This is a genomic window from Streptomyces sp. NPDC058459 (assembly GCF_042721685.1).
GTDB lineage: Bacteria > Actinomycetota > Actinomycetes > Streptomycetales > Streptomycetaceae > Streptomyces.
Window position 1 is genome coordinate 1 of record NZ_JBHXLV010000125.1, and the last position, 19299, is coordinate 19299.

General features: G+C 71.6%; 19 protein-coding genes. 1 reads left to right on the forward strand and 18 read right to left on the reverse strand.

All coding sequences use genetic code 11. The annotated features are described in order from the left end of the window. Window positions 1–43 precede the first annotated feature (43 nt). The 18 genes from nusB to ACFWN1_RS21710 form a co-directional block, all read right to left on the reverse strand. Complete coding sequence (nusB, locus tag ACFWN1_RS21625; protein WP_384364253.1) at window positions 44–478, reverse strand: transcription antitermination factor NusB; 435 nt, start codon at window positions 476–478, stop codon at window positions 44–46. Between the two features lie 2 nt (window positions 479–480). Further along, window positions 481–1047 (reverse strand): elongation factor P, encoded by a 567-nt coding sequence (gene efp, locus ACFWN1_RS21630; RefSeq protein WP_161150184.1) that lies wholly within the window; start codon window positions 1045–1047, stop codon window positions 481–483. Between the two features lie 49 nt (window positions 1048–1096). Then, window positions 1097–2203 (reverse strand): aminopeptidase P family protein, encoded by a 1107-nt coding sequence (locus tag ACFWN1_RS21635; protein WP_384364256.1) that lies wholly within the window; start codon window positions 2201–2203, stop codon window positions 1097–1099. Window positions 2204–2288: 85 nt separating this feature from the next. After that, on the reverse strand, window positions 2289–3176 hold the full coding sequence (locus ACFWN1_RS21640; RefSeq protein WP_384364258.1) for a Pro-rich N-terminal domain-containing protein: 888 nt from the start codon (window positions 3174–3176) through the stop codon (window positions 2289–2291). Between the two features lie 143 nt (window positions 3177–3319). Beyond that, window positions 3320–4411 (reverse strand): 3-dehydroquinate synthase, encoded by a 1092-nt coding sequence (aroB, locus tag ACFWN1_RS21645; protein ID WP_384364260.1) that lies wholly within the window; start codon window positions 4409–4411, stop codon window positions 3320–3322. Then, a complete protein-coding gene (locus ACFWN1_RS21650; protein ID WP_384364262.1) occupies window positions 4408–4926 on the reverse strand; it encodes a shikimate kinase in 519 nt (172 codons plus the stop codon). Before ACFWN1_RS21650 ends, aroB begins: the two co-directional genes overlap by 4 nt. Beyond that, window positions 4923–6107 carry a chorismate synthase gene (gene aroC, locus ACFWN1_RS21655; protein ID WP_384364264.1) on the reverse strand — a complete coding sequence of 395 codons (1185 nt, stop codon included), beginning with the start codon at window positions 6105–6107 and terminating at the stop codon, window positions 4923–4925. Before aroC ends, ACFWN1_RS21650 begins: the two co-directional genes overlap by 4 nt. Window positions 6108–6286: 179 nt before the next feature. Beyond that, entirely contained in the window at window positions 6287–7126 is an 840-nt protein-coding gene (locus tag ACFWN1_RS21660; RefSeq protein WP_384364266.1) for a shikimate dehydrogenase, read from the reverse strand. After that, the gene (gene mltG / locus ACFWN1_RS21665; RefSeq protein ID WP_384364268.1) at window positions 7116–8798 is read right to left on the reverse strand and encodes an endolytic transglycosylase MltG; all 1683 of its coding nucleotides are present in this window, start codon (window positions 8796–8798) and stop codon (window positions 7116–7118) included. Before mltG ends, ACFWN1_RS21660 begins: the two co-directional genes overlap by 11 nt. 122 nt (window positions 8799–8920) lie before the next feature. Next, window positions 8921–9385, reverse strand: a complete 465-nt coding sequence (ruvX, locus tag ACFWN1_RS21670) for a Holliday junction resolvase RuvX (RefSeq protein ID WP_384364269.1) — start codon at window positions 9383–9385, stop codon at window positions 8921–8923. A 10-nt stretch (window positions 9386–9395) separates the two neighbouring features. Then, on the reverse strand, window positions 9396–12068 hold the full coding sequence (gene alaS, locus ACFWN1_RS21675) for an alanine--tRNA ligase (protein ID WP_384364271.1): 2673 nt from the start codon (window positions 12066–12068) through the stop codon (window positions 9396–9398). Beyond that, entirely contained in the window at window positions 12068–12415 is a 348-nt protein-coding gene (locus tag ACFWN1_RS21680; protein WP_384364273.1) for a hypothetical protein, read from the reverse strand. The genes alaS and ACFWN1_RS21680 overlap by 1 nt, the downstream gene beginning before the upstream one ends. A gap of 8 nt (window positions 12416–12423) precedes the next feature. Then, window positions 12424–12867 (reverse strand): DUF948 domain-containing protein, encoded by a 444-nt coding sequence (locus ACFWN1_RS21685; protein WP_384364275.1) that lies wholly within the window; start codon window positions 12865–12867, stop codon window positions 12424–12426. Window positions 12868–13057: 190 nt separating this feature from the next. Beyond that, complete coding sequence (gene rpsD / locus ACFWN1_RS21690; protein WP_384364277.1) at window positions 13058–13672, reverse strand: 30S ribosomal protein S4; 615 nt, start codon at window positions 13670–13672, stop codon at window positions 13058–13060. 342 nt (window positions 13673–14014) lie between these two features. Next, window positions 14015–15370, reverse strand: coding sequence for a replication-associated recombination protein A (locus ACFWN1_RS21695; protein ID WP_384364279.1), 1356 nt, complete (start codon window positions 15368–15370; stop codon window positions 14015–14017). 60 nt (window positions 15371–15430) lie between these two features. Further along, a complete protein-coding gene (locus tag ACFWN1_RS21700; RefSeq protein WP_384364281.1) occupies window positions 15431–16081 on the reverse strand; it encodes a vitamin K epoxide reductase family protein in 651 nt (216 codons plus the stop codon). A 223-nt stretch (window positions 16082–16304) separates the two neighbouring features. Next, window positions 16305–17564: a histidine--tRNA ligase gene (gene hisS / locus ACFWN1_RS21705; RefSeq protein ID WP_384364283.1), complete on the reverse strand. Its 1260-nt coding sequence runs from the start codon at window positions 17562–17564 to the stop codon at window positions 16305–16307. A gap of 14 nt (window positions 17565–17578) precedes the next feature. Then, the gene (locus ACFWN1_RS21710) at window positions 17579–18286 is read right to left on the reverse strand and encodes an MBL fold metallo-hydrolase (protein WP_384364285.1); all 708 of its coding nucleotides are present in this window, start codon (window positions 18284–18286) and stop codon (window positions 17579–17581) included. Between the two features lie 189 nt (window positions 18287–18475). On the opposite strand from ACFWN1_RS21710, the gene ACFWN1_RS21715 reads away from it, so the two are divergent. Further along, entirely contained in the window at window positions 18476–19297 is an 822-nt protein-coding gene (locus ACFWN1_RS21715) for a peptidylprolyl isomerase (RefSeq protein ID WP_384364287.1), read from the forward strand. The last annotated feature ends 2 nt before the right edge of the window (window positions 19298–19299 follow it).

A 19299-nucleotide genomic window follows, 5' to 3' on the forward strand; every position in this document is an offset into this window, starting at 1 on the left:
CAGCAGGCGTGCTGCGGACCCTCCGGCGTCTTTGTCGTACCGGTTACGCCTCGTCCCGGCGCAGGCCGGGCTTGAGGTCCTTGAAGCGGCCCAGGAGGCCGTTCACGAAGGCCGGCGACTCGTCGGTGGAGAACTCCTTGGCGAGCTGCACCATCTCGTCCAGGACGACCGCGTCCGGGGTCTCGTCCTCCCAGATCAGCTCGTACGCGCCGAGGCGCAGCAGGTTGCGGTCGACGACCGGCATCCGGTCGAGCGTCCACCCCACCGCGTACTGGGCGATCAGGTCGTCGATGCGGCGGGCGCGCTGCGCGTACCCCTCGACGAGCTGCATCGTGTACTCGCTGACGGGCGGCTGCCGGGTGTCGCCCCGGGAGAGCCGGACCCAGTCGGCGAGGACCGTGACGACGTCGGTGCCGCGCTGGTCACCCTCGAAGAGGATCTGGAAGGCGCGCTTGCGGGCCGTGTTGCGGGCGGCCACGGTTAGCTGTTCACCCGGCCGAGGTAGTCGCTCGTGCGAGTGTCGACCTTGATCTTCTCGCCGGTGGTGATGAAGAGCGGGACCTGGATCTGGTGGCCGGTCTCCAGCGTGGCGGGCTTGGTGCCACCGGTGGAGCGGTCGCCCTGGACACCCGGCTCGGTCTCCGAGATGACCAGCTCGACGGCGGCCGGCAGCTCGACGAAGAGCACCTCGCCCTCGTGCTGGGCGACGACGGCGGTGAAGCCCTCGATCAGGAAGTTCGCGGCGTCACCGACGGCCTTCGGGTCGATGTGCAGCTGGTCGTACGTCTCCATGTCCATGAAGACGAAGTACTCGCCGTCCTTGTACGAGTACTGCATGTCGCGCTTGTCGACGGTGGCCGTCTCGACCTTGACGCCGGCGTTGAAGGTCTTGTCGACCACCTTGCCGGAGAGGACGTTCTTGAGCTTGGTGCGCACGAAGGCCGGGCCCTTACCGGGCTTGACGTGCTGGAACTCGACGACGGACCACAGCTGGCCCCCGTCGAGCTTGAGCACCATGCCGTTCTTGAGGTCGTTCGTGGAAGCCACGGTTGCGGAATCTCCTGGACTGACGTACGACCCCGGCGCTCGCGCCTGGCTACAGGGCGAGCAGTTCCTTGGTCGTGATGGTGAGTAGCTCGGGTCCGCCGTCCGCCTCGGGGCGGACGACGAGCGTGTCATCGATCCGGACTCCGCCCCGGCCCGGAAGGTGGACCCCCGGCTCGACGGTGACCGGCACGCAAGCGTCAAGTTTACCCATGGCCGCGGGGGCGAGCTGCGGGTCCTCGTCTATTTCGAGTCCGACACCGTGTCCGGTGACCGGCTGGAGGGCGGCGCCGTAGCCGGCGGAGTCCAGCACCTGACGCGCGGCGCGGTCCACGTCGCGGCAGGCGGCTCCCGGCATGAGGGCCTCGCGTCCGGCCCGCTGGGCGGCGAAGACCAGGTCGTACAGCTCGATCTGCCAGTCGGCGGGCGAGGTGCCGATGACGAAGGTCCGGCCGATCTCGCAGCGGTAGCCGCGGTAGGCGGCGCCCAGGCAGACGGAGAGGAAGTCGCCCTCCTCCACCCGGCGGTCGGTGGGACGGTGGCCCGAGCGGCCGGAGTTGGGGCCGGTGGCAACCGAGGTCGGGAAGGCGGGACCCTCGGCGCCGTGGTCGACCAGGCGGCGCTCCAGCTCCAGCGCGAGATGCCGCTCGGTGCGGCCGACCAGGATGGACTCCAGCAGCTCGCCGAGGGCCTGGTCGGCGATCTCGGCGCCGATGCGCAGACAGGAGATCTCCTCCTCGTCCTTGATCAGCCTGAGCTGCTCGACGGCCGTGCCGAGCCCGGCGAGGCGCAGTCCGGGCGCGACCGCGCCGAGGGCGCGGTACCGGGCGACGGTGAGGTGGTGCTCCTCCACGGCGAGGGCGTCGCCGTCCTGGTTCCCGGCGAGGTCCGCGGCGGCCACGGCCGGGTCACGGCCCGGGGCGGACAGCACACGCAGGACCAGGGACTCGTCCGGGCGCCCGTCCACGGGCCGGTCCTCCGGCGGGACGGGGCACACCAGTTGGTCCTGGTCCCCGCCGAGCAGCAGGACGGCGCCCTGGGGCGCGGCGCCCGCCAGGTAGCGCACATTGGCGGGGCGGGTGATGAGCGCTGCCGCGGTACCGGCCGCGTTGCAGCGTTCCCTCAGCCGGGATCGACGGGTCGCGTACACCTCTGACATGAGACGAGCGTAGAAGTTATGCCCGGTTCGTGCCGGTTGGGAGGGCCGAGTGGGGTGCGGCCGGTGTCCGTAGCAGCCGGTGTCCCTACCAGTTCGGCGGGCTGGCGATCGCGCGGGCCAGGACCTCGTCCAGCACCCGGGCGGTGGCGGGGACGTCCAGCTGGGAGTTGTCGATGATGGGCAGCCCGGACCCGTACCAGCCGGCCATGCGGCCGTGGATGCGGGCCACCTCCTCGTCGGTGAGGCGGCGGTTGCCGGAGCGCTCGGCGTTGCGCTCCAGGACGATGTCCAGCCCCGGCAGCAGGACGACCGGGAGCAGGCCGGGGCCCACATGGCGCTTCCAGCCGCCGAGCCCCACGACCGGGCGGTCCGGGAACACGGCGTCGTCGAGGACGCAGGAGATCCCGTTGGCCAGGAAGTTGCGCGCGGCGAAGCCGCAGGTCCGGCGGGCCAGGCGGTACTGGGCCTCGGAGTGGTCGTTCCACCCGGTCTGCGGGTCGGCGAAGCCGGAGCGGACCCACTCGCGGACGTCGTCCAGGCTGATGTGGGCGGTGGGGGCCCGGCGGTGGTCGGCCCAGTACTTGGCCACGCTGGTCTTGCCCGCGCCCGCCGGGCCGATCAGCAGCACGGCGAGCGTGGTGGCCGAGGGGTCGGGGGCGGTCGTCGCGGGCGGCACCATGGGGACACCGACGGGACCGCCGGGCGGCAGCGTCACATGCCCGGAGGCATCGGGCGCGGGCGGCGGGACCACGGGAGGCGGCGGGGCGGCGGGAGGCTGCTGGGGGGCCGGGACCTGCGCGGGCGGGGCCGGTGGCACGGGTGGCGCGGGCGGGGCAGGCGGTACGGGGCCGGCGCCGGAGAAACCGGGTGGCGGGACGCTCGAAGCTCTTGGCGCCCCCGCGGCCCAGTCGGTGTGCGGCCCGTGCCCCAGCTGGTGGGGCGGCGGCAGCGGAGATCCCACTGCGTGCTGCATCCGTTGCCACTCCATCTTCCCGGCGCCGAGTGTGTGTACCCTGCCGAACGGTACCGCCCCCGGCCGTCGATCGGTGAAACGGCCGGGGGCGGTGCGAAGTGCCCGCCCCGGGCGGGAATCGGGCACACCGGGCGGTAGGGGACCTACTGGCCGACCTCGCCGTAGGCGGCGAGCAGGACGGCCGGGTCGGGGCCCTCCAGCACGGTCGGCCGGGCGAGGCCGTCCAGGACGATGAAGCGCAGCATGTCGCCGCGGGACTTCTTGTCGACCTTCATCGCCTCCACCAGCTTGGGCCACTGGTCGTAGCGGTAGTGCAGGGGCAGGCCGACGGACTCCAGGACCGCGCGGTGCCGGTCGGCGGTCGCGTCGTCCAGCCGGCCGGCCAGGCGGCCGAGTTCGGCGGCGAAGTGCATGCCGACGGCGACGGCCGCGCCGTGCCGCCACTTGTACCGCTCGTTCTTCTCGATGGCGTGGCCGAGCGTGTGGCCGTAGTTGAGGATCTCCCGGCGGCCGGCCTCCTTGAGGTCGGAGGAGACCACGTCGGCCTTGACCCGGATCGAGCGCTCGAGCAGTTCGGCGGTGTGCGGTCCGGCCGGGGTGCGGGCGGCCTCGGGGTCGGACTCGATCAGGTCGAGGATCACCGGGTCGGCGATGAAGCCGGCCTTGATGACCTCCGCCAGCCCGGAGACGTAGTCGTGCACCGGGAGGGAGTCCAGCGCGGCCAGGTCGCACAGGACGCCCGCCGGGGGGTGGAAGGCACCGACGAGGTTCTTGCCCTCGGCGGTGTTGATGCCGGTCTTGCCGCCGACCGCCGCGTCCACCATGGCCAGCACGGTGGTCGGGACGGCGATCCAGCGCACCCCACGCAGCCAGGTGGCGGCGACGAAACCGGCGATGTCGGTGGTGGCGCCGCCGCCGACGCCCACGACCACGTCGGTGCGGGTGAAGCCGGACTGGCCGAGTGCCTTCCAGCAGTAGGCGGCGACCTCGGCGGTCTTGGCCTCCTCGGCGTTCGGCACCTGGATGGCGACCGCCTCGTAGCCCTGCTCCGCCAGATCGGCGCGGAGCGCGTCACCGGTGCCGGCGAGCGCCTCGGGGTGGATGACCGCGACCCGCCGGGCCTGCCGGCCGATCAGTCCGGCCAGCTCGCCCAGCAACTGGCGGCCCACCAGGACCTCGTACGGGTCGGTGCCCGCCGTTCCGCCGATCTGGATGCGGGTGACTGCCTCGCTCATGCTTCCTTCAACTCCAGTGCGTCCAGGACGGCTCGGGCGACGTCCTCGGGACCGCGCCCGTCGGTCGTCACGACGGCGGTGGCGACCTCCTCGTACAGATGGCGGCGGGCCTCCATCAGGGTGCGCCACTGCTGGCGCGGGTTGACCGCGAGCAGCGGCCGGGCGGCGTTCAGCCCGGTGCGGCGCACGGCCTCCTCGACGTCCATCGAGAGGTAGACCACCCGCTGCGCGGTGAGCAGCGCACGCGTGTCCGCGTCGAGGACGGCCCCGCCGCCCAGCGCGAGCACGCCCGCGTGTCCGGCGACCGCCGCGGCCACCGCGCGCTTCTCCAGCGCGCGGAAGGCGTCCTCGCCGTCGTCCACGAAGATCTCGGCGACGGTGCGGCCCTGCTCGGCCACGATGTCGTCGTCGGTGTCCCGGAACGCGGCGCCCAGCCGGTCGGCCAGCAGCCGCCCGACGGTGGACTTGCCCACGCCCATCGGCCCCACCAGGACCACCACGGGCGCGGCACTCATCCGAACGCCAGGTTGTCGAGGTAGGAGCGGACGTTGCGGCGGGTCTCGGCCACGCTGTCGCCGCCGAACTTCTCCGCGACCGCGTCCGCGAGGACCAGGGCCACCATCGCCTCGGCCACGATGCCGGCGGCCGGGACCGCGCACACGTCGGAGCGCTGGTGGTGGGCCTGCGCGGCCTCGCCGGTGGCGACGTCGACGGTGGCCAGCGCGCGCGGCACGGTCGCGATCGGCTTCATGGCCGCGCGCACCCGAAGCAGCTCGCCGGTGGTCAGACCGCCCTCGGTGCCGCCGGAGCGGCCGGTGGCGCGCCTGATGCCCTCGGGGGTGGTGAGGATCTCGTCGTGCGCCTTCGAGCCGGGCACCCGGGCCAGCTCGAAGCCGTCGCCGACCTCTACGCCCTTGATCGCCTGGATGCCCATCAGGGCGGCCGCGAGCCGGGCGTCCAGCCTGCGGTCCCAGTGCACGTGCGAGCCGAGGCCGACCGGGACGCCGTACGCCAGCACCTCGACCACTCCGCCGAGGGTGTCGCCGTCCTTGTGGGCCTGGTCGATCTCCGCGACCATCGCCTTGGAGGCGTCCGCGTCCAGGCAGCGCACCGGGTCCTCGTCGAGCCGCCCCACGTCCGCCGGGGTGGGGTACACGCCGTACGGCGCCTTCGCGGAGGCCAGCTCCACGACGTGGCTGACGATCTCGATCCCGGCGGTCTCCTTCAGGTACGACCGCGCCACCGCGCCGAGCGCGACCCGCGCCGCCGTCTCCCGCGCGGAGGCCCGCTCCAGGATCGGCCGGGCCTCGTCGAAACCGTACTTCTGCATGCCGGCGAGGTCCGCGTGGCCGGGCCGGGGGCGGGTCAGCGGGGCGTTGCGCGCGAGGCCGGCCAGCACCTCCTCGTCCACCGGGTCGGCCGCCATGACCTGCTCCCACTTCGGCCACTCGGTGTTGCCCACCATGACCGCGACCGGGGAACCCATGGTCAGCCCGTGCCGCACACCGCCGAGGAACGTGACCTCGTCACGCTCGAACTTCATCCGCGCGCCACGCCCATAGCCGAGCCGCCGCCGCGCGAGATGATCCGCCACCATCTCCGTGGTGACCGGCACGCCGGCGGGAAGACCCTCCAGCGTCGCGACGAGTGCGGGACCGTGGGACTCCCCCGCGGTCAGCCAACGCAGCCTGCTCAACGGTGCTCCTCAGTTCTCGCGCCCACCACTGCCCCGCGCACGCGTCTGCCGCGCCCGCGGTGGCGGCCCGGCCGGGTGCGCGATCCCGGCCCGCCACCTCCGATCCTCCCACGCCGTGCCCGGTAGCCGGGCCCCGGTCCGGATAGCGGGACCCCGGCGCTGGGCCGGGCGGCGGGCGCTCAGCGGGCGGCGAGGGCCCGTTCGCCCGCGTGCCGCATGGCCTCCAGCGGGGCCGGGGCGCGGCCGGTCATCCGCTCCACCTGGAGCACGGCCTGGTGGACGAGCAGGTCGAGACCGCCGACCACGGCTCCGCCGAACATGGACCAGCGGGCGGCCAGCCCGGTGGGCCAGGGGTCGTACAGCACGTCGAACAGGGTGGCCGGGCGCTCGGGCACGGCGGTGGCGAGGGCGTCCGCGGTGCCGGCCGGCGTGGTGGCGATCACCAGGGGCGCCCTGAGGGCCTCGGCGGCGTCCGCCCAGTCGGCGGTGCGCACCCGCACGTCGAGCCGTTCGCCCCACTCCCGCATCTCCGCCGCGCGGGCGGCGCTGCGGACGTACACCACGACCTCGCCGGCGCAGACCCGGGCCAGCGCGGCGAGCGCGGAGGAGGCGGTGGCGCCGGCGCCGAGGACGGCGGCGGACTCCACCTCCTCGATGCCGTGTCCGCGCAGGGCGGCGATCATGCCGGGGATGTCGGTGTTGTCGCCGGTCCTGCGCCCGTCCTCGGTGAACACCACGGTGTTGACCGCGTCCACGGAGGCGGCCGTCTCGCTCACCTCGTGCAGCAGCGGCATGACCGCCCGCTTCAGCGGCATGGTCAGCGACAGGCCGGCCCACTCGGGCCCCAGCCCGTCGAGGAAGCCGGGCAGCCCCGCCTCGTCGACCTCGAACCGGTCGTACGACCAGTCGCCGAGGCCGAGTTCGGCGTAGGCGGCCCGGTGCAGCACCGGGGAGAGCGAGTGGGCGACGGGCTTGCCGAGCACGGCGGCCCGGCGGGCGCCGGTGGCCCTAGTTGGCATTGAACTTGTCCTTGAGGGCCTTGAACTCGTTGTAGGTCTTGGCGAACTCGGTCTTGCTCATGCCGTCCGTCGCCACGAAGTACATCCAGCCCTCGTCGGTCGGGTCCAGCGCCGCGCCCAGTGCCTCGTCACCCGGGTTGCCGATCGGCCCGGGGGGAAGGCCCTTGTTGGTGTACGTGTTGTACGGGCTGCGGTCGCCGTTGATCTCCTTCTCGGAGATGCGGATGTTGCTCGCGCCCTTGAGGTAGTTGTAGGTCGAGTCGAACTGGAGGAGGCCGTTCGTCTCGGTGTTGTCCGGCTTGAGGCGGTTGTAGATGACTTCGGCCATCTTGCGGAAGTCCTCGTGCGTCTTGCCCTCCGCCTGGACCAGGCTCGCCGCGGTGAGGAGCTGCCACGGCGATTCGAGCCCGAGGCCGGACGCCTTCTTCTCCAGGCCGAGGGCGGTGTAACGCTCGTTGGCGCGGCCGACCATGGCCTTCAGGACGTCCCCCGGCTTCTGGTCCTTGCCGATCGCGTAGCTGGACGGGAAGAGGAACCCTTCCAGGGGGTCCTTCACACCGGGGTGGTTGAGCGCCCAGGCGGGCAGGCCGAGGGACTTGTAGTCCTTCGCGGCCACCTTCCGCGTGGTGTCCTTCGCCAGCTTCAGGCGCTTGTCGATCAGCGCGTAGACGGCGGCGTTGCGCGAGCCCTCGGCGATGATCAGGTTGTTGCGGCTCTTCGGGCTGAGCATCAGCTCCACCGCGCTGGCGGCGGACATGTGCTTCTGGAGGGTGTAGACGCCCTCCTGGAGGGACTTGCCACTGGGGTTGGCGAGCTGGGCGGACACGAAGGCGTCGACGCTCTGGACGACGCCGGCCTCCTTCAGCCTGCGGCCGATGTCGGCGCCGAGCGAGCCCTTGGGGATCTCGACCGTCACGGCTTGGCCGTTGCCGCTGCCCGCGTAGTCCGGGGCCGGGGCGAAACGATTTTTGTAGAACTGGTAGCCGAAGTACGCGACACCGCCGAGGCCGCCGCCGAAGACCAGGACGACCACCATCAGAGCGCACCCGGTGCGGCCCTTCTTGCTCTTGACGGGCTTGCGGCCCTTGCCGCGCCGCTCGGTGCGCGCCTCCCGGCCGTCCTCCTCGGGGTCGCCGTCGTCGTCCCCTCCGGCGGGCAGGGGGTGCTCCTCGGCGTCCGCCTGGGGGTCCGCCTGGGGGTCCCAGCCGGCCTCGTGCTCCGGTTCGGGCTGCCGGTGGCCGGGGGGCTGGGGCGGCGGGTAGGCGTCCTCGGTGCCGTAGAGGTCGGGCTGTTCGGCCCCGTAGGCGGCGGGGTGCTGCCCGTAGGGGTCGCCCGGGTCGGGGGCGTAGGGCACCTGGTTGTGGGGGCCCGTCGCGTCCCAGCCGCCCTGGTGCTGCTGGTGGTGCGGGTGCTGCCCGTTCTGCCGGGGATCGAAGAGCTGCCGGCCCTGCTCGTCGTACTGGGGGTACGGCTGGCCCCCGTAGTGCGGCTGCTGGTCCTGGGACCAGCCGTCGTACTGCGGGTGCTGGGACTGCTGCGGATGCTGCGGCTGGCCCCCGTAAGGGTGCTGCTGACCCGGGTGGGCCTGCTGCGCTCCCCATCCGCCGTCCCCGTACAGCGGGTCCTCCGGATGCCACGGTTCGGTGCCTGGGCCCCGGCCATACTCAGTCATCGATCCCCTAGAGCCGGGAGGCCGACGGTCGCCCGGCTCCAGGACCGGCTTCCGTTCCGCCTCTTGCTGTGCGGCGGCTGTTCGAACACCGCCGCATCGCGCGGAACGTTACCGCACCGCGATCAGATGACCACTTCGACGCCCTCACCCGGCGGCCGCCCTGACACCCGTTCGGATTCCAGGGCCTGCTGGAGAATGATCACCGCCGCAGCCTGGTCGATCACGGCGCGGCCCTTCTTGGACTTGACTCCCGAGGCACGCAGTCCCTGGGTGGCCGTCACCGTGGTCATCCGCTCGTCCACCAGCCGCACCGGCACCGGCTTGATGCCCCGCGCCAGCTCCTGGGTGAACGCGCGCACCTTGACGGCCGCCGGGCCCTCGCCCCCCTTGAGGGAGCGAGGGAGACCGACGACGACCTCGATGGGTTCGTACTCCTCGACCAGTTGCCGCAGCCTGCGGTGCGCGGCCGGGATGTCCCGGCCGGGGACCGTCTCCACCGGGGTGGCGAGGATGCCGTCGGGATCGCACGAGGCGACCCCGATCCGCGCGTCCCCCACGTCGACGGCGAGCCGGCGTCCTCTCCGCATAACCGCCAGCCTACTTCGCGGTGTCGGCGACGAGGCGCTCGACGGCGTCGACGGCATCGCCGACGGCGGCCGGGTTCTGGCCGCCGCCCTGGGCCACGTCCGGCTTGCCGCCACCGCCGCCGCCGAGGGTCCTGGCGGCGGTACGGACCAGCTCACCGGCCTTCAGACCGCGCTCACGGGCCGCCTCGTTGGTGGCGATGACGGTGAGCGGCTTGCCGTTGTTCACCGTGAACAGGGCGACCACCGCGGCCCGGCCGCCCTGGACGCGCCCGCGCACGTCCAGGACCAGCCTGCGCAGGTCGTCCGGGGCGGTGCCGTCCGGGACCTGACCGGTGACCAGGGCCACCCCGCGCACGTCCTTGGCGGACCCGGCGAGACCGGCGGCGGCCTGGAGCACCTTCTCCGCGCGGAACTTCTCGATCTCCTTCTCGGCGTCCTTCAGCTTGCCGAGCATCGCGGAGACCTTCTCCGGCAGCTCCTCCGGGCGCCCCTTGACCAGCTCGCTGAGCTGGTGGACGACCGTGTGCTCACGGGCGAGGAAGTTGTAGGCGTCCATGCCGACCAGCGCCTCGATACGGCGCACACCGGAGCCGATGGAGGACTCGCCGAGCAGCTTCACCAGGCCCAGCTGGGCGGTGTTGTGGACGTGCGTGCCGCCGCACAGCTCCTTGGAGAAGTCGCCGATGGTGACCACGCGGACCCGGTCGCCGTACTTCTCGCCGAACTCGGCGATGGCGCCCTGCTTCTTGGCCTCGTCGATGCCCATGACCTCGGCGTGCACGTCCAGGTCGTGGGAGAGCACCTCGTTGATCTTCTGCTCGACGTCGGTCATCACGGCCGTGGGAACGGCGGCCGGGGAGCCGAAGTCGAAGCGGAAGCGGCCGGGCTGGTTCTCCGAGCCGGCCTGGGCGGCCGTCGGGCCGAGCGCGTCGCGCAGCGCCTGGTGGGTTAGGTGGGTGGCCGAGTGGGCACGGGCGATGGCCTTGCGGCGGCGGGCGTCGATGGACGCCTGGGCCCTGGCCCCTACCGTGACCTCCCCGACCTGGACGACGCCCTTGTGGACGTAGACCCCGGGCACCGGCTTCTGGGTGTCGCGGATCTCGATGACGGCACCGGTGTCGACCTTGATGCGGCCGGTGTCACCGGTCTGGCCGCCGCCCTCGGCGTAGAACGGGGTGCGGTCGAGCACGATCTCGACCTCGTCGCCCTCGGTGGCGGCCGGGGAGGAGACACCGTCGACGAGGATGCCGACGATGGTGGTCTCGCCCTGGGTGTCGCTGTAGCCGATGAAGTCGGTGGCGCCGGAGGCGTCCGCGATCTCCCGGTAGGCCCCGAGGTCGGCGTGGCCGGTCTTCTTGGCGCGGGCGTCGGCCTTGGCGCGCTCCCGCTGCTCCTTCATCAGGCGGCGGAACCCGGGCTCGTCCACGGAGAGGCCCTGCTCGGCGGCCATCTCCAGGGTGAGGTCGATCGGGAAGCCCCAGGTGTCGTGGAGCAGGAACGCCTTGTCGCCGGAGAGCACGCTGCCGCCGGCCTGCCTGGTCTCGGTGACGGCGGTGTCGAGGATGTTGGTGCCGGCCCTGAGCGTCTTGAGGAAGGCGTTCTCCTCGGCGACGGCGACCTTCTCGATGCGCTCGCGGTCGGTGATCAGCTCGGGGTACTGCCGGCCCATCATGGCGATCACGACGTCGACCAGGTCCGTGACGACCGGACCGGTGGCGCCCAGCAGGCGCATGTTGCGGATGGCGCGGCGCATGATGCGGCGCAGCACGTAGCCGCGGCCCTCGTTGCCGGGGGTGACGCCGTCGCCGATCAGCATCACGGCGGTGCGCATGTGGTCGGTGACCACGCGCAGGGAGACATCCGACGCCTGGGATTCGCCGTAGCGGACACCGGTCAGCTCGGTGGCCTTCTCGATGACGGCCATCGAGGTGTCGATCTCGTACATGTTCTGCACGCCCTGCAGAATCATGGCGAGGCGCTCCAGGCCGAGGCCCGTGTCGATGTTCTGGCTCGGCAGGTCGCCCAGGATCTCGAAGTCGTCCTTGCCGATGCCCTCGCCGCGCTCGTACTGCATGAAGACGAGGTTCCAGATCTCGACGTACCGCTCGTCGTTGACGGCGGGGCCGCCCTCGACGCCGAACTCGGGGCCGCGGTCGTAGTTGATCTCGGAGCAGGGGCCGCAGGGGCCGGGGACGCCCATGGACCAGTAGTTGTCCTTCATGCCCAGGCGCTGGATGCGCTCCTTGGGCACGCCGACGACCTCGTGCCAGAGGCGCTCGGCCTCGTCGTCGTCCTTGTAGACGGTGATCCACAGGCGCTCGGGGTCGAGGCCGTAACCGCCCTTGTCCTGGGGGCTGGTGAGGAGCTCCCAGGCGAACTTGACGGCGCCTTCCTTGAAGTAGTCGCCGAAGGAGAAGTTGCCGCACATCTGGAAGAAGGTGCCGTGGCGGGTGGTCTTGCCGACCTCTTCGATGTCGGGCGTGCGCACGCACTTCTGCACGCTGGTGGCGCGCTGGAAGGGCGGCTTGACCTCACCCAGGAAGTAGGGCTTGAAGGGGACCATGCCGGCCGGGACGAGGAGCAGAGTCGGGTCGTCCGCGATGAGCGACGCCGAAGGGACGACGGTGTGCCCGCGCTCCTCGAAGAAGCTCAGCCAGCGGCGGCGAATCTCGGCCGACTCCATCAGTGGTCCTCATTCCGGTTGTTCGAGTACGTCGTGTTCTCGATGTACTTCACTGTGCTGCTGTCGTTCTCGATGGCGGTGATCCGGCGGGGCTCCGGCAGGGCGGGGCTCTCGTGGATGCCGAGCGCCTCCTCCAGCTCCGCCTCCCGCTGGAGCATGTTGACGCGGACATCGAGTGCGAAGCCGACCGCCGCGTCCTTGAGCCGGTGCCCGGTCTCCAGGGCCTTGTTGGCCGCGCTGGCGGCGAGGCTCTCCGGAGTCAGCTGCCTCAGCTTGCGGTTGACCTTGGTGGTGGCCCACACACCGGCGGCGACGCCGGTGCCGAACCAGAACGTACGGCGGAACATCGCGGTCCTCAGTCCTTCTTTCGCTTGCCCCGCCGTGCGGCCGGGACCGTCCTGCCCACGATCACCGTTCGGCGCGGCGCCTTCGCGGGCGTGGCCTCGTCGCGGCCGCCGAGCGCGCGGCGGACGCCGTAGCCGAAGGCGGCCACCTTGACCAGGGGGCCGCCGAAGGTGGAGGCGACGGTGGAGGAGAGCGCGGAGGCGTTCGACGTCACCTCCTGCACGTCGGAGGCGATCGCGTCGACCCGCTCGATCTGGGTCTGCGCCGAGCGCACCGCCGTGGACGCGTCGGCCAGCAGCGGGACGGCCTGGTCGGTCACGTCCGCCACCAGCTTGGTGGTCGCCTTGAGCGTCTGGGCCAGCCTCGCCAGCGCCACGGCGAGGAAGGAGACCAGGATCGCCCAGAAGACGGCCACCAGAATCCCGGCAACCTCTCCACCGGACACTGTGCGCACCTGCTCCCTGAAACGTGCCTGAGCATCGATAAAGTCGTGCGACGAGCCTATCGCGCCGACGGCGGGGCTCCGTACCGGATTACCGGGCCCCGCCGCCCCGGGCCGCGGGCGGCCGGAAACGCGCGCGCCCGCCGCCCCGCCCGCCGGAGGCGGGAGGACGACGGGCCGTGGTGCCGCGCCGGGGCTGGGATCAGCGGGCGTAGTACTCGACGACGAGCTGCTCGTCGCAGATCACCGGGATCTCCTTGCGGTTCGGCTCACGGTCCAGGCGGAACGCCAGGGCCCTGAGGTTCACCTGCAGGTAGCGCGGGGTCTCACCGTCGGGGGCGAAACCACCCTCGCGGGCGACCTGGAACAGCGTCTTGTCCTTGGAGCGGTCGCGGACCTGCACGACGTCGTCCGGACGGACACGGAAGGAGGGCTTGTCCACCTTCTGGCCGTTGACCTGGATGTGGCCGTGGACGACCATCTGGCGGGCCTGGTAGATCGTGCGGGCGATGCCCGAACGCAGGACCAGCGCGTCGAGGCGGCGCTCCAGCTCGATGATCAGGGCCTCACCGGTCTTGCCCTGGACCTTGGCGGCACGCTCGTAGGCGCGGACGAGCTGACGCTCGGACACGTCGTACTGCGCGCGCAGACGCTGCTTCTCCAGCAGACGGACCTTGTAGTCCGAGTTCTGCTTGCGGCCGCGGCCGTGCTCGCCCGGCGGGTAGGGGCGGGCCTCGAAGTACTTGACGGCCTTCGGGGTCAGCGCGATGCCGAGGGCACGCGACTTCTTGACCTTGGGGCGGGACTGGTTCGCCATGAACCAAACACCTCGTTTTATCTGTGCGAATACGGCTTCACCAGGGTTAGGGGAGGTCGCATCCGCAGCCGGGGGGACCCTGCCTGTCCTTGCCGGACGGGCGGGGCAGCCGTTCCCCGAACTGGGCACATACGTGCAGCACGCGAGTGGCCCACCTGCCTGTTCCGGACGCTGCCGGAGGGTGGTGGGCTGCCCGCGACACCTTCGACGGTGCGCGACGCTCCTGGAGAACCCCGCCCGGGGGCCGGACTCTCCGGCTGGATGTCCCGCTCTGGTGAGCCGTTCCCTCTGGTCGAGGGCCCGGACACGGGACTCAGCACTTCGCGGCAGTCTACAGGGCGCTCAGGACCGCTTTCGACCCAGGTGCTTCCTGGTCCACTCGACCGCGTCCGCGTACCGCGCCTCGGCGCCGTGCCGGGTGGGGGTGTAGTACTCGCGGTCCTTGAGGGCGTCCGGGGCGTACTGCTGGGCGGCGATGCCGTCGGGCTGGTCGTGCGGGTAGACGTACCCCTGGGCGTGGCCCAGCTTCTTGGCGCCCTGGTAGTGCCCGTCCCGCAGGTGGGCCGGGACCGGGCCGGCGTGGCCCTTGCGCACGTCGGCCATGGCCTCGCCGATCGCGGTGGTCGCGGAGTTGGACTTGGGGGCCAGCGCGAGCGCGATGGTGGCGTGGCTGAGGGTGAGGGAGGCCTCGGGGAAGCCGATCATGGCGACGGCCTGCGCGGCCGCGACGGCTATGGGCAGCGCGCCCGGGTCGGCGACGCCGATGTCCTCGCTGGCGGAGATCATCAGGCGCCGGGCGATGAAGCGGGGGTCCTCGCCGGCCTCGATCATCCGGGCCAGGTAGTGCAGGGCCGCGTCCACGTCGGAGCCCCGGATGGATTTGATGAGGGCGCTGGCCACGTCGTAGTGCTGGTCGCCGTCGCGGTCGTACCTCACCGCCGCGCGGTCGACCGTCTCCTCCAGCGTGGTCAGGGTGATCTCCCCGTCGCCCTTGTCGAGGGAGGCGCCGGCGCCGGCCTCCAGGACGGTGAGGGCGCGGCGGGCGTCGCCGCCGGCCACCCGCAGGATGTGGTCCTCGGAGTCCTCGGGCAGCGCGAGCGCCCCGCCGAGGCCCCGCTTGTCGGTGAGGGTGCGGCGCACCAGGTCGCGTACGTCGTCGTCCGTGAGCGGTTCGAGGGTGAGGAGCAGGGAGCGGGAGAGCAGCGGGGAGATGACCGAGAAGTAGGGGTTCTCGGTGGTGGCCGCGATCAGGGTGACCCAGCGGTTCTCCACGGCCGGCAGCAGGGAGTCCTGCTGGGCCTTGCTGAAGCGGTGGATCTCGTCGAGGAAGAGGACGGTCTCCTTGCCGAAGCCGCCGGTGGCGCGGCGGGCGCCGTCGATGACCGCGCGGACCTCCTTGACGCCGGCGCTGATGGCGCTCAGCTCCACGAAGCGCTGGTCGGTGGCGCGGGAGACGACATGGGCGAGGGTGGTCTTGCCGGTGCCGGGCGGGCCCCAGAGGATGACCGAGGACGGTCCGGCGGGACCCCGGCCGCCCTCGCCGACCAGTCTGCGCAGCGGTGAGCCGGGCTTGAGCAGATGGCGCTGGCCTACGACCTCGTCGAGGGTGCGCGGGCGCATGCGTGCCGCCAGGGGACTGCCCGCGGGCTCCTTCTCCTGGCGTTCTTCGGCTGCGGCGGTGAACAGGTCGGCTTCCACGCTGGAAACCCTAAGTCACGCCACTGACAACGACCCCGGCCGCGCGCTCGTCCGGCGCGGTCAGCTCGTCCAGAAGCTCCACCAGCGGGTCAGGATCAGCATGGCGATGATGCCGAGGTGCAGCACGGGCAGCACCCAGGTGAACTCGCCGAAGAAGGACCTGAGCGGGCGCGGGGCGGGCAGGAAGCCCTGGCGCACGTTGAAGGACGTGACGTACCAGAACATGATGATCGTGGCGACCCAGGCCAGCGAGCACCACAGGCACAGGGCGTTGATCCGGTACAGGGACTGGTACTGGAGCCAGGTGCAGAACGCGACCCCGAAGAGCGTGCCGGCGTTGAAGGTCAGCCAGTACCAGCGGGGGAAGCGGGCACGGGCGAGCAGGCTCACGCCGACGCAGATCACGATCCCGTAGGCGACCAGGCCCAGCATGGGGTTGGGGAAGCCGAAGGCGGCGGCCTGCTTGCTCTGCATGACGCTGCCGCAGGACACCACGGGGTTGAGGCTGCAGCCGGGGACGAACGTCTTGCCCGCGGCCTTGGCCTCCAGCAGCTTGAACTTGTCGATCGTGATGACCCAGGCGGCGAGCAGTCCGGCCGCGCCGGTGATCACCAGCATCAGGGCGAAGGCGCGGCTGCCGCCCTCGGCGCGTCCCGTGCCGCGCGCGGCTTCGGGCTCCGTGGAGACCTCGTTGACTGTCGTCTTGCTCATCACGCCGGTTTCCGTCACTCGATAGATCGGGCCTGCTTCGGGCATCGGCCATTGTGCCGCACGGGCGCCCCCGCGCACCGTTCGCTGGGGATAAGTTCGGAGCGGGCCGGGCGCCCTGCCTCCATTTTCGGCCGCCTCCGCTCGCGCGGCAGCACAGGCGACCGAACGGTGACGGGCCGTACGACCGCGTGTCCGGCCCGCCGCACCCTCCGTGTCCGTGGACTCAGAGCCGGGACTCCAGCTCCGCGACGACCTCGCTGATACCGACCGCGCTCTGCTCGCCGGACTCCAGGTCCTTGACCTGGACGAGGCCCTCGGCGAGGTCGCGCTCGCCGAGCACCAGCGCGTAGCGGGCCCCGGAGCGGTTGGCGGCCTTCATCGCGGCCTTCAGGCCCTTGCCGCCGTAGGCGAAGTCGGCCGCGACGCCGACCTTGCGCAACTCGGTGACCTTGGCGAACAGCACCCGGCGGGCCTCCTCGCCGAGGGGGACGGCGAAGACGCTGGTGGTGGCCGGCAGGTCCAGCTCCACGCCCTCGGCCTCCAGGGCGAGGACGGTGCGGTCGACGCCGAGCGCCCAGCCGACGGAGGGCAGCGCGGGGCCGCCGATCATCTCCGAGAGGCCGTCGTAGCGGCCGCCGCCGCCGACGGCGGACTGGGAGCCGAGACCGTCGTGGACGAACTCGAAGGTGGTCCGGGTGTAGTAGTCCAGGCCGCGGACCAGCCGGGGATCGTCCTCGAAGGCGACGCCGGCCGCGGTGATCAGCTCGCGGACCTCCTCGTGGTACGCCTTGCAGGCGTCGCACAGGTAGTCGCGCAGCAGGGGGGCGTCGGTGAGCTGCTTCCGCACCGCCTCGCGCTTGTCGTCCAGGACGCGCAGCGGGTTGATCTCGGCGCGGCGCAGGGTGTCCTCGTCGAGGTCGAGTCCGCGCAGGAAGTCCTGGAGCGCGGCCCGGTACACCGGACGGCACTCGGCGTCGCCCAGGCTGTTGAGCAGGATGCGGAACTCGCGCAGGCCCAGCGAGCGGTACGCCTGGTCGGCCAGGATGATCAGCTCGGCGTCCAGCGCGGGGTCCTCGGCACCGATCGCCTCGGCGCCGACCTGGGAGAAGTGGCGGTAACGGCCCTTCTGCGGGCGCTCGTAGCGGTAGTAGGAGCCGGAGTACCAGAGCTTGACCGGGAGGTTGCCCGCCTTGTGCAGGTTGGCCTCCAGGGCTGCGCGGAGCACGGAGGCGGTGCCTTCGGGGCGCAGGGCGAGCCGGTCGCCGCCCTTGGTCTCGAAGGCGTACATCTCCTTGGTGACGATGTCGGTGGACTCGCCGACCCCGCGCGCGAACAGCTCGACGCTCTCGAAGCCGGGGGTCTCGATGTAGCCGTACCCGGAGTCGCGCAGGGGGGCGGCGATGGCCTCGCGCACGGCGAGGTACTCGGCGGACCGCGGCGGGATCAGGTCGTACGTGCCCCTGGGGGCCTTGAAGGTGCTCAACGGAAGCTCTCTCGTCACATTCCTCGTCGGGGAGCCGGGTCGGTTCCCCGGCCGGCGGCCACCTGCCGCAGATAGGGGTTGGTGGCGCGTTCCTGGCCGATGGTGGTCTGGGGGCCGTGGCCGGACAGCACCACGGTGGAGTCGTCGAGCGGCAGGCACACCCGCGCAAGGGAGTCGAGCATGTCCTGCGGCGATCCGCCCGGCAGGTCGGTGCGTCCCACGGAGCCGGCGAACAGCAGATCCCCGGAGAAGAAGACCGACGGGATGTCGGCACCCTCGGGCATCCGGAAGGTCACCGACCCCCTGGTATGGCCCGGCGCGTGCGCCACGGAGAAGTCCATCCCGGCGAGCCGGAGCCTCGCTCCGTCGGTCAGCTCCCGGACGTCGTCCGGCTCCCCCACGGTCAGTTCGCCCATGAGCGGCATCCCGATGGACCGGCCGAGCGCCTTCTCCGGATCGCTCAGCATGTAGCGGTCGTCGGGGTGAATCCACGCGGGCACGTCGTGCGCGCCGCACACAGGGACCACGGAGGCGACATGGTCGATGTGGCCGTGGGTGAGGACGACGGCGATCGGCTTGAGGCGATGCTTCTTCAGCGCTTCCCCGACTCCGGCGGCGGCCTGATGGCCGGGGTCGATGATCACGCACTCCTCACCGGCGGCGGGGGCGACGAGATAACAGTTCGTCCCCCAGGCCCCGGCGGGGAACCCGGCAATGAGCACGATCGTCCTTCGTTGTGTCGGTTCGGGCGGGCTCGCGCGGGCGGCCCATGGTGGAAGAAGGCCCCTGGAGCCTACCGGCGCTGCCGTTTCCTCAGCGAACCCATATACGGTACGGGGCTACACGCGCCTGTCGGATCACAGGACGCACAGGTACCGGTCGGCATACGACTCGCATGAGGGAGAAACCCGGTGGTCAGCCAGGAGCAGCGACGGCGTCAGCTCGCACGGGAGAAGTTCTTGCGGCAGCAGCAGCGGCGCACGGACTCGCGACGCAAGGCGCGCATGCGCAACTCGGTGATCGCGTCGGTGCTCGGCGTGATCGTGATCGGCAGTGTGGCGCTGTACACGACGGGCGTGATGAAGGACGACGGCGACAAGAAGGTGGACACCGCCGGGTCCTCGCCGAGCGCGGCCGCGAGCCCCAGCAAGGCCCCGGACCCGTGCGGGAAGCCGGCCGGGGGCGCGGTGAAGAAGCAGTCCTGGAAGAAGGAGCCGGCGATGTCGATCGACACGTCGGCCGACTACACCATGAAGCTGGCCACCACCTGCGGTGACATCGGCGTGGCCCTGAAGACGGCGGCCCCGCACACGGTGAACTCCTTCGCGTTCCTCGCGGACAAGGGCTTCTTCGACCACACCAAGTGCCACCGGCTCACCACGAACCAGATCTACGTCCTGCAGTGCGGCGACCCGACGGGCACCGGCACCGGCGGGCCGGGCTACACGATCCCGGACGAGAATCTGAAGGACAAGAGCCTCACGAAGAACACGTACCCGGCGGGCACGGTGGCGATGGCCAACACCGGGCAGCCGCACACCGGTGGCAGCCAGTTCTTCCTGGTCTTCAAGGACAGCCCGCTGCCGCCGTCGTACTCCCCCTTCGGCACGATCGACAAGGCCGGGCTGAAGGTGCTCGACAAGATTGCCAAGGCCGGCGAGAGCACCGGTCAGGGCGACGGCGCCCCGAACGCGACCGTCGTCATCGACAAGGCGACGGTCACGAAGTCCTGACG